General features: G+C 39.4%; 11 protein-coding genes and 3 pseudogenes. 6 read left to right on the forward strand and 8 right to left on the reverse strand.

Annotated features, from left to right (window positions below):
- Positions 1 to 126 precede the first annotated feature (126 nt).
- A pseudogene (locus FTV31_RS14790) lies at positions 127 to 316 on the forward strand (IS3 family transposase); the annotation flags it as partial.
- 38 nt (positions 317 to 354) lie between these two features.
- Here the strand turns inward: FTV31_RS14790 and FTV31_RS14795 are convergent.
- Entirely contained in the window at positions 355 to 861 is a 507-nt protein-coding gene (locus FTV31_RS14795; RefSeq protein ID WP_004695718.1) for a hypothetical protein, read from the reverse strand.
- Between the two features lie 252 nt (positions 862 to 1,113).
- Here FTV31_RS14795 and FTV31_RS14800 point away from each other — a divergent pair, with 252 nt between their 5' ends.
- The 3 genes from FTV31_RS14800 (at position 1,114) to FTV31_RS14810 (ending at position 3,167) form a co-directional block, all read left to right on the forward strand.
- Complete coding sequence (locus FTV31_RS14800; protein WP_004695717.1) at positions 1,114 to 1,434, forward strand: helix-turn-helix domain-containing protein; 321 nt, start codon at positions 1,114 to 1,116, stop codon at positions 1,432 to 1,434.
- Between the two features lie 249 nt (positions 1,435 to 1,683).
- Entirely contained in the window at positions 1,684 to 1,944 is a 261-nt protein-coding gene (locus tag FTV31_RS14805) for a helix-turn-helix domain-containing protein (RefSeq protein WP_004695714.1), read from the forward strand.
- Positions 1,941 to 3,167, forward strand: a complete 1,227-nt coding sequence (locus FTV31_RS14810; protein ID WP_180015576.1) for a type II toxin-antitoxin system HipA family toxin — start codon at positions 1,941 to 1,943, stop codon at positions 3,165 to 3,167. Before FTV31_RS14805 ends, FTV31_RS14810 begins: the two co-directional genes overlap by 4 nt.
- Positions 3,168 to 3,235: 68 nt before the next feature.
- Here the strand turns inward: FTV31_RS14810 and FTV31_RS14815 are convergent, their stop codons facing one another.
- Positions 3,236 to 3,394, reverse strand: a complete 159-nt coding sequence (locus FTV31_RS14815; protein ID WP_180015578.1) for a hypothetical protein — start codon at positions 3,392 to 3,394, stop codon at positions 3,236 to 3,238.
- Between the two features lie 186 nt (positions 3,395 to 3,580).
- Between FTV31_RS14815 and FTV31_RS14820 the strand changes: the two are divergent.
- Both FTV31_RS14820 and FTV31_RS14825 read left to right on the forward strand, forming a co-directional pair.
- Positions 3,581 to 4,493: pseudogene (locus FTV31_RS14820) on the forward strand (IS5 family transposase).
- A gap of 170 nt (positions 4,494 to 4,663) precedes the next feature.
- Positions 4,664 to 4,792: pseudogene (locus FTV31_RS14825) on the forward strand (DUF559 domain-containing protein); the annotation flags it as partial.
- Between the two features lie 5 nt (positions 4,793 to 4,797).
- On the opposite strand, the gene FTV31_RS14830 reads toward FTV31_RS14825, so the two are convergent.
- From FTV31_RS14830 to glnA, 6 genes are all read right to left on the reverse strand, one after another.
- Positions 4,798 to 5,058, reverse strand: a complete 261-nt coding sequence (locus tag FTV31_RS14830; RefSeq protein WP_180015580.1) for a hypothetical protein — start codon at positions 5,056 to 5,058, stop codon at positions 4,798 to 4,800.
- Between the two features lie 111 nt (positions 5,059 to 5,169).
- Positions 5,170 to 6,420, reverse strand: a complete 1,251-nt coding sequence (locus tag FTV31_RS14835; RefSeq protein ID WP_180015582.1) for a S9 family peptidase — start codon at positions 6,418 to 6,420, stop codon at positions 5,170 to 5,172.
- A gap of 106 nt (positions 6,421 to 6,526) precedes the next feature.
- A complete protein-coding gene (gene ubiA / locus FTV31_RS14840) occupies positions 6,527 to 7,405 on the reverse strand; it encodes a 4-hydroxybenzoate octaprenyltransferase (RefSeq protein WP_180015584.1) in 879 nt (292 codons plus the stop codon).
- A gap of 6 nt (positions 7,406 to 7,411) precedes the next feature.
- Positions 7,412 to 7,933: a chorismate lyase gene (locus FTV31_RS14845; protein WP_218948744.1), complete on the reverse strand. Its 522-nt coding sequence runs from the start codon at positions 7,931 to 7,933 to the stop codon at positions 7,412 to 7,414.
- Complete coding sequence (locus FTV31_RS14850) at positions 7,926 to 8,201, reverse strand: hypothetical protein (protein ID WP_180015586.1); 276 nt, start codon at positions 8,199 to 8,201, stop codon at positions 7,926 to 7,928. Before FTV31_RS14850 ends, FTV31_RS14845 begins: the two co-directional genes overlap by 8 nt.
- Before the next feature lie 87 nt (positions 8,202 to 8,288).
- Complete coding sequence (gene glnA / locus FTV31_RS14855; protein ID WP_180015588.1) at positions 8,289 to 9,704, reverse strand: type I glutamate--ammonia ligase; 1,416 nt, start codon at positions 9,702 to 9,704, stop codon at positions 8,289 to 8,291.
- Between the last annotated feature and the right edge of the window lie 642 nt (positions 9,705 to 10,346).

Consider the following 10,346-nt stretch of genomic DNA (forward strand, 5'->3'; position numbering starts at 1 on the left):
AGATTATGCAACAAACTGGTTGTGGCATTACAACCATGAAAGACCACATCTAGCTAACAAAGGAAAGCCACCTCTAATGGCTGCTTAACCTCTACTTTTAACTTCGGTTATTTATGGGAGGATTACCGATTGATGCAACAGCTAGGTCTACATGGTGTTTGGTGTGGTAAGAATAAATATACTACCCAGAGCTGAGATGAACAAAAACGTGTACCTGACTTGGTGAAACGGAATTTTAGAGCAGATCATCCTAAATCGCTTGTCGGTTGCTGACTTCGCATATATTCGAACCAATTCTGGTTGGGTTTATGCGGCAGTGAATTACTGCATTATATAACTTGTAGTTCTCCTTCTTTAGAATGATTCATGTTGATCATTTTCAATATCGTTGAAAATATTCACTATAAAACTATTCTTATTTTCTAATTCCTTTAACTCTTTAGATATAACATTCTCATATTTGTCGAAAAAACCTTGTAGATCTGGGTTTTTAGTAATGATATTTTCAATGAAAACTTTTTCGATTTTACGTCTTTCGAGTGCATTTTCCAAACTCTTTTGTTCCTCAATTAATGCTTCTTTGACTTTCTTTACTTTCTCAACATTTCGATAGGATTTTAAATAAGAAGATTCGCTGTATCTAAAAATATTACGGTTATCCTTGTCTCTCACTGTTAAAAGAAAATTGCATTTTACTAGTATATTTAAGCCTCTATAAATACTTTGCTTTTCAGAGAGTTCAATAAATTGTCTATCATTAAAAATAGCCTTTATAAAGTCATTCGCTCGCCATTCGATGATTTCATGATTCAGTAAAATGTGAAAAAAATCACTGTAAAAAGGTAGAGTATATTTTGACATGGATAAGCACAATTAAAGCAAAAGAGAGTTGATGACCTTAGTGTTGAACTGTATATAGAATCATAACTTTAACAATTGGTAGAGGATCAAAAATAGGCTCTTGAGATCAACGCAGATCTGGCAAGCTTGTTCAAAAGTTACCATCGGGCAATGTAATGTCGACTTCTTGATTTCACAATACTAAGGAATCCTTAGTAATAACTCAAGTTGAAACTAAGAAAATCTTAGTTTTAAGGTGGGTGCTTATGTTTAATGCCAACACATAATTTAAATGTTTTTGCCTTACGACTTCGTATAGCGCGAAAAGCAAAAAAACTTTCACAAGAGCGCTTGGGGATCTTGGCTGGAATTGATGAATCTTCTGCTAGTGCGCGTATGAATCAGTATGAACGTGGAAAACATGTTCCTGATTTTTTAATGGCTTCCAAAATTGCAGAAATTTTAGATTTACCAACAGCATATTTTTATGTAGAAAACGATTTATTGGCAGAAATAATACAAGTTAGTCATACTTTAAGTAATGAGCAGAAGTTAGAAGTTCTACGATTTATTAAAGACTTACAAAAGTTTTGAATCTTATATCTTTCTTCTTGAATAAGATGAGTATAGTTCATGATTCAACTTTGACTTCGGTCTGGCGGAGGCAAAATGCTAGCTCATCTTGCCTCCTTCCTATGATTTAATCTCTGTAATACTTTATTTTTAGATCTAAGTAATCAAAAAGCAGAATAATATTACGTTAATTTGTTAGCTAATTAGATAACTTCATATACTAAATATATTATATTAGCTATATAGCTAACATATTGTGGCCGAATTACTATGGCGAGTAGAGTAGAAATTGGAAAAAAAGTTCGTATAGAACGAAGAGACCTTGGCTATACACAGCAAAAACTATCCGAATTGATCCGAATCAATAAAACTACAATCTCTGAGATCGAGAATGGACGTTTTACGGGTTCATTTGACATATTTGAACGTGTACTTGATGCGGTTGGTTTGCAGTTTGATGTATCTCCAAAGCAACATTCCCTGCCCCATTGGGATGAGATTGAAAATATGTTTGCTGAGGAGGATGAATGAATTCTCAAACCAATCTTCCTGCAAAAATCACCAATATCATGGTGCGTGCCAATCAAACTGAATTAGGTGTCTTAACCTATGGTTCAGTTCACCATTATCAGCCATTACAAGAAAAACAGCATGTGTCACTTACCATGACCCGGAAACGTATGGATGGTTATTCTTCAGGCCCGCTCCATCCAATATTTGCGCAGAATATTCCTGAAGGGTTCAATCGTAGATTAATAGTTGAAAAGCTTTCAAGATATACCAAGGTCAATGACATGTACTTATTGGCACTGCAAGGTGATCAAGGCATCGGCATACTCTCATACAAAAGTGAGTTAAATTTTCCCGAGGTAGAATCTTTGAACTTAAGTGAAATTCTATCCTATCGTAGTAAAGAGCCCCTTTTCCCACAACTCTTAGAAAAATACTATCTCAGGACTTCATTGGCTGGGATGCAGCCCAAGGTAAGCATTCCGGATGCATATACTGTTCAATCGGATAACAAAGTTCAGCAAAGGGATTTGATTGTTAAGTCCTTTGATTCCGAATTTCCATTACTTACCGTCAATGAGTTTGTCTGTATGCAGGCTGCACGGCATTGTGGGCTTGAGCCACCAAAGACTTACTTGTCTGAAAATTTAGAAACCTATGTGGTAGAACGGTTTGATAAAACCAGTGATGGTACAAAACTAGGCTATGAAGACTTTACGACGCTCATGAAAAAATCAAATGATCCATGTGCAAAATATACAAGTAGCTATGAAACTCTTCTGAAAGCAACTTATCTATATACGGGTAGCGTAGCTGAAGTTGAAAAAATGTATAAATACATCGTATTCAACTGTTTAATCGGTAATGGCGACGCACATCTTAAAAACTTTGCTTTGCAATATTCCTCAGATATGAAGAACATTTTTGTTTCACCACCCTTTGATCTTACCCATACCCTGATCTATGAATCAATTGATAATCAGATGGCACTCAAACTGGCGGGTAGTAAAGCATTTCCAGACCTGTCACATCTCATCAAATTGGCTGAAAGTGACCAATTTAGAATCAGAAATCCCAAAGCAATTATAGAATTCTTGAGCGAAAATATATTGGACTATCTTCAAACCTCTAACGAGGTTCAACTCTTCGATGGCTTGCGGACATCTATTGAATGTTCAATTTCAAATATTATGGCGGCAAGCCATGTTGCCCAGAGTTACCACGATGACAAAAATCATGGTTAAGACATATCAATCCATTAACTGGGATATTATATGACTAATTACAAGCTGTTCAATGCACTAGTTTAGTTTTAGTATTGGTCAATTCGATTAATTTTCATTCTTATTCCCATAGCGACATGATCCGTATTGATGAAATCTGGCTCTCTACCCAGCCGATGGACATGCGTGCGAGTATGGATACGGCTATGGTTCAAGTGCTGATAGCCTTTGGCTATATAAAACCGCATTACGCCTACCTGTTCTGTAATAACGTGGTCATCATATGAACGTGTGGTGCATGATGGGCTAGGTATTTGGTTGTGTGACTGGCGATTGGAACAAGGGAAGTTCCATTGAGTGAAGATTTATCAATTTTAAGAGGTATTGTTGCACAAACCTATCTCTAAAGGCTTATTCCACAATATAATTTTCAAATGCATAAGCCTACACCTAAAATTTACCGTATAACCAATTAGTCTTCATACAACAGAGCTCTTATTAATCGCGAAAATTTTGCCATTTGGTTTGATCCCAAGATTCAGTGGTATGCACTAACCAATAGTAAACAAGGTCGAAATCAAACTTACTCTGATGCAGCTATCCAGTTTGCTTAATGGTTAAATCCTTATTTCGTCTGTCTTTACATATGGCCACTGGCTTTATTAAAAGTCTCATTAAACTGTGTGGTCTAGATCGGACAGCTCCAGATTGTTCCACTATTTGTAGAAGACAAAAGTAAATTGATATTGCATTTCGCTATCAAAAAAGCAGTAGTGGGCTTTATCTACTCGTTGACTCAACAGGTCTAAAGTTTTTAGATGAAGGAGAATGGAAACATAAGAAACACCAACCTGGATATCGTCGCCAGTGGCGTAAACTGCATATTGGTATAGATGCTAAAACCCTGCAAATAAAAAAAGTTCAGCTTACAACCAACAACGTGAGTGATTCGCAAGTCCTTGGATATTTACTTAATCAAATTCCGTTGGGTGAGCAAATAGATTCCGTCTATACAGACGGAGCATATGATATGAAACAATGCCGCCAGGTCATTGCGGAGCGGCCGCATGCATTGGTTCCACCTAGAAAAAGATGAAGATTAGGAAAGATAAAAAATTTCATTCTCAGGAGCGAAATGAATTACTTCGAATAATTAAAAGTCTAGGCAGAACATTATAGAAAAAATGATCAGGCTATCATCATCGGATCTTGGTGGAAACCAAGATGTATTGCAATAAATTAACAGCAATAAGTTTTCCTAGTCAGGTAAATATGATTCATGCACGTGTGGCAGTGTTAAATAGACTTAAGGAATTAGGTCGTCCACACACCCAAGTTGTCACTTAAATTTAGATAACTTGGGGAAAATTTAGCTTTTGAGTATATGTGCCACAAAGCCTATCAAAATTAAGACTTTAATGAGTGAAATTTATTCATTAAATTTGCTCTCTTTTCTACTATGTAATTTCATATGAAATTGACTGTTTTTATTTGACAACTAAATTTATGAAATTAGGAAAACAACCCATATTGGCAAGGAACAGGAAGATGCTGAACGCGATGCGATGCTGATTGCTGCCGGCTATACGGTCGTCCGCTACACTGAAATTCCAACGAGCCGGCAGCTACAAAGAGATTTAAGATAAATAGTTTAATGAGAGGAATTCGTTTCAGCTTCGGAAGCAGCTTGGGTTGCTTGAGCCTCCTGCTCTGCCTTTGATTTTTCAGCCGCTTCGCGCGCTTCAATCCGGGCAATCATATCTGCCTGTTGCTGTTTATATTTTTCCTGATTTTTCGCATCGCTATTAACTGCCAGAAATGCCATCGTAACTAAAAAAATCGGCACACATAAAGCTAGGGTTCCAAAGATAAGCAGTTTTTTGATACTGCGGGGTTTTGTCTGTTGTGACATAACAAGCCTATACTGATAACCTATAATCCTGAGCCACTATAACAAACTTAAATGATTGCTCAAGGCCTGGCATCACAAGGAATAGAAAAGGAGCCGAAGCTCCTTTTAGGATTAAGGACTGACAGAAATACCTGAAGGCATATAGGTATTGATGAAGGTCAGCAACTGGGTTCTGCTTTCTACAATAGCCTCAGTATGTGATGCGTCTTGTACCGGCACAAAAGTCACTGTGGTTCCCATATCTTTCAAGCCTTGTTGTAATGTATTTGTCACTGGATACGGAACAGCTCTATCTGCAGTACCTTGAATGATCATCACAGGAACATTAATTTTTTCAGTTGCTGGCTGATTATTCTCTAGGAACTTTTCAACCGACGAATTATTCTGGAAGTTTTCTACTAATCCCGGATAGTCTACGACCGTTTTTTCTGGATTATTCACCAGATAATCATCAATATCTTGCACATATTCAGTAATCAATGGCCCTAAACAAAGTCCATTTTCTCCAGTCGTGCCTTCCGCCTTTTCAGCCACAATCCCTGCACGGCTTGAAAATATATTGCGATAGTTAAAGCCTGGTTCATAAGCTTTAATCCCGACAGCAACATAAGCTGCATATGCCAGTAATTCTGCATAGACTGCTTTCGCAGCATTATCTTGCCCAGCCTCAACCAAGGCACTAAGCGCTTGCGGTGCTACTTCACTGATAATATAACCCAGACTTGAGGCCGGAGCTGCTGCAACTGCTGCCTTATAATTTGGATCTTCATCGGCAAACTGGGCTGTGGCAAGTGATGCGTGTCCTCCTTGGGATTGTCCCACTGAGACCCAGGCACCATTAAATCGATTTCCTTGTTGTTCTTTAAAGGCTCTTACTGCATAGATAGCCGATTGTGCCGCACTTTTTAAATTTAAATAAGGATGAATCCCCCGAGTACCTAATCCTTCATAATCGGGTGCAACAATCACATATCCCTGTGCAAGCAAGCTGCTGGCCAGTCCTCTAAAATTATTATTCAGCTGGTTATTACTTGGTGCACAAGAATCACCGCTACCCACCGTGCCATGTTCCCAAACCACCACCCTCCATCCGTCTTGAGGTTGAGGTGTATTTGGATAAAACACCATGGCTGTCGCTTCAGCCCGTTCACCATTTACGTTTGGCATATTATAGCGTATGACTTGAATATCCGCCGCTTCAGGCAAGGTATCCTCATCATAAGACTGTTGACTTAAAAACACCCTTTCCTGGGGTCGGAACGAATCATTATCATCGTCATTACACGCAGTCATGAACAATGACATGGAACATACCAGTGCCAGACAGGTTTTTTTGAAACCGTTTTTCACTACATTATTCATATTCTAATCCCTTATTGTTGTTTATGATTTTCATGAAGAATCTTGAATTAAGCATAAAAAAAAGCACCCTTATAGGATGCTTTTGTTATGAATCGACAAGGTGCAGTTACAGAAGTGCGGTGAAGATTCCAAGGAAAATCATCAGTCCCACCCAGCGGTTATGACGGAAGGCCCAGAAACAGCGCTGCGGGTCCTTATCTCGAGTTTTTGACCATTGATAAATAAAATCAATTGCGACAGCTAGAAGCCCCATCAGGCCAAATGGAACAAGCAAATCCTCAATCCATAATGCCGTGCCAATCAAGACCAGACTTAGAACCTGTAAGGTACTAATGATCTGAATATCATGCTGACCAAATAAAATGGCTGTGGATTTTACCCCAATCTTCAAATCATATTCACGATCGGTAATCGCATATTGCGTATCATACGCCACGGTCCAGGCCAGATTGCCAAAATAGAGAAGCCAGCAGGTTAAGTCCGGTGTCTGTCCCACTGCGGTATAGGCCATAGGAATGGACCAGGAAAACGCAGCTCCCAAAAACACCTGCGGCAAATGGGTATAGCGTTTCATAAACGGATAAATGAACGCTAAAAACAAAGCTCCAAAAGACCAGTAAAAGGTTTCTATCGGCAGGAAAAATAACAGGCAGGCACTGGCTGCGACGAGCACCAGAAAGACCATCACTGCTTCTTTAGCGCTAATAATACCGGTGGCCAATGGGCGAGTTTTGGTGCGTTCTACATGCGCATCCACTTTACGGTCGGCAAAGTCATTAATGGCACAACCCGCTGCGCGCATAAAAATTACACCTAGAATCATTAGCACTAGAATACTGAAATCAGGGACACCTTTTGCTGCGACCCATAGTGCCCACATGGTCGGCCAAAAGACCAGCTCTGTGCCAATTGGTTTATCAAAACGACAAAGATAATAATAGGCGCTCAGACGTTCACGCCAGGTAATTGCTTGTGCAGTTGCCATATCAAGTTAAGCCTGTTGATTTTGTATAAAGTGTTCAAATGCCGGTAAAAATGTTTCTTGTACGATAAATTTACAACCATGCCAAGTATAGCAGTTCTGGCGGGTCCAGCCCTCTTCTAGATAAATCACACGTCGTTCACACTGTGGATTGGTACGCTGGAATAATAGCCAGCCAATAGGCTTCGATCCAATATGCTGAAAAATCCGCGCACGTTTTTGTAAGCTTAAAATTGGAAATATGCTTTTAGCTTTGACCCAAGGCTGCTCTTCACAGCCATATAAATAGCTTTCCCGCACCCAGGACGTATGCTGATGTGGCATCTGCATCCACCTCGCATCTACAAATTCCAGACGCTGAAAATGCTCTTGCTGTGGTTCTACCCGGAACTGCCCACCAGCCAGATCCGTTAATTGCTGCGTCAATGATCCTGAGGCATACAGCCATTCTCGAAGCGCGGCAGGTATCTGCTGTCCATGCGATTTTTTGAATTTTACACTCACAACGTTATCAACTTCACGATTAGGCATTATCTGTCTTGGCAATCACTTCATATTTTCCATTTGGCAGCTTTTTCAAAATCATGCCATCTGTGGTGAGATAAAAACTTTGTGGATAATCATAATCCAGAGCCAGTTCAGGATGACGTAATGCCACAAACTCGACCTGCTTATAGCCTTCAGGTGTACGAGCGACTTCTACATAGGTCACTTCAGAAAAATTCAGTTTAAAGCCTTTGCTATGATCCTGAGGATCAATCCAGGGAAAAAAGCCGGTATGTCTTTTACGTTGTGCCATAACTTCATATCTTTGATCAATAACAGCATCATACAAAAAAAACCCGCATAAAGGCGGGTCTTTTTTACAGTGAAATTCAGATCAGAATTACAGGCTGTAGTACATATCAAATTCAACTGGGTGAGTTGTCGTGTTCAAACGGCGTACATCTTCAGTTTTCAATTCGATATATGCATCAAGCATGTCTTTGGTGAATACACCACCTTTTAACAAATAGTCATGATCTTCCTTCAAAGCATCAAGCGCCATTTCTAGGTTGTGTGCCACAGTTGGGATTTTTGCTTCTTCTTCAGGTGGTAGGTCATACAAGTTCTTGTCTGCAGCTTCACCTGGATGGATCTTGTTCTGGATACCGTCAATACCAGCCATCAATAATGCAGCGAAACCTAGGTACGGGTTCATCATTGGATCAGGGAAACGTGCTTCGATACGTTTGCCTTTCGGGCTAGAAACGTATGGAATACGGATAGAAGCAGAACGGTTACGCGCAGAGTAAGCCAACATAATTGGTGCTTCAAAGTGTGGTACTAAACGCTTGTACGAGTTTGTAGATGGGTTAGTGATCGCATTCAATGAACGAGCATGTTTGATCACACCACCGATGAAGTACAATGCCATTTCTGAAAGGCCTGCATATTCATCACCAGCAAACAGGTTTTTGCCATCTTTAGAGATCGACATGTGAACGTGCATACCAGAACCGTTATCGCCTACCATTGGTTTAGGCATAAAGGTTGCAGTTTTTGCATATTGATGCGCAACGTTCCAAACTGCGTATTTAAACTGTTGTACTTCGTCAGCTTTACGCACCATGGTATTGAAGCTCACACCAATTTCTAACTGGCAAGATGCAACTTCGTGGTGATGTACTTCTACACGACCAGGACCCATGATTTCTTCAATTTTTGCACACATATCTGCACGCATATCTTGAGAAGAATCAACTGGTGGTACTGGGAAATAACCGCCTTTCACACGTGGACGGTGACCAGAGTTACCAGCTTCATAGTCTTTACCTGTAGACCATGCAGCTTCTTCAGCGATTAATGTATGGCGCGCGCCAGACATATCGATGTCCCATTTTACTTCGTCAAATACGAAGAACTCTGGTTCTGGGCCAAAGAAAGCAGTATCACCAATACCTGTAGATTTCAGATATTCTTCTGCACGGCGAGCGATTGAACGTGGGTCACGGTCATAACCTTGGCCAGTTGAAGGTTCAATGACATCACAAGTCACAACAACTGTCGGCTCTGCAAAGAACGGGTCGATGAAACCTGTTTCTGCATCTGGACGTAAGATCATGTCCGATGCTTCGATGCCTTTCCAACCTGCGATTGAAGAACCGTCAAACATTTTGCCGTCTTCAAACGTATCTTCATCAATACTGTCTGCTGGATAAGTAACGTGCTGTTCTTTACCCTTGGTATCAGTAAAGCGAAAATCGACCCATTTCGCGCCACTTTCTTGTATGAGTTGAAGGACCTTGTTCGCCATGCTCATTTTGCTCCGATGTTTTTTGTTGCACTCGCAAAGTGCGTGTTAGAAGTTGGTATCTATTAAGCAATTAGCGTACCAACTTTTAAAAGTATATCTAAAATCTTGAAATCTTTATAAGAAAACATAGGAAGATAAAAATACCTTGTCGCTATTATACTGTGACTTAAACTAAATGCACTATATTCAAGCATTCTTCCTAAGATTTGTTGCAGGTATTTTTTTAGCGCACCTAAATAGTGCGACGATTTCATATTAGGTAAGAATAGGAGCACTTTTCAGTGAGGATTTGCGTTTTTATGCTAATTTAGTTTAAAAAATATTCAATTTCGTTTAATTCTGGTTAATTTTTATCAGTTACAAAGTGGTATCTGGAGGTTTGTGTATTTAAAAAGATCACTATTTTGAGTCACTTTTATTCAAATTGTCGATCTTATTGTTTGATTTATCCCATGCATTATTATTCAAATGATGTTTTTTTCAGCATAATGATTTTAATAATTTAAAACCTATTTATTTTTAATTTCTTAGATTAGCATTTGAAGTGCAACACCATGTTGTTGCCATAATACCTGACTCGGACTTTTAAAGCCGAGTCTTTTTCTTGGACGATGATTCAAGCGTTGAGTAATTTCTGCAATATATGCA

Source organism: Acinetobacter sp. YH16031, assembly GCF_013417335.1.
Classification (GTDB): Bacteria; Pseudomonadota; Gammaproteobacteria; order Pseudomonadales; family Moraxellaceae; genus Acinetobacter.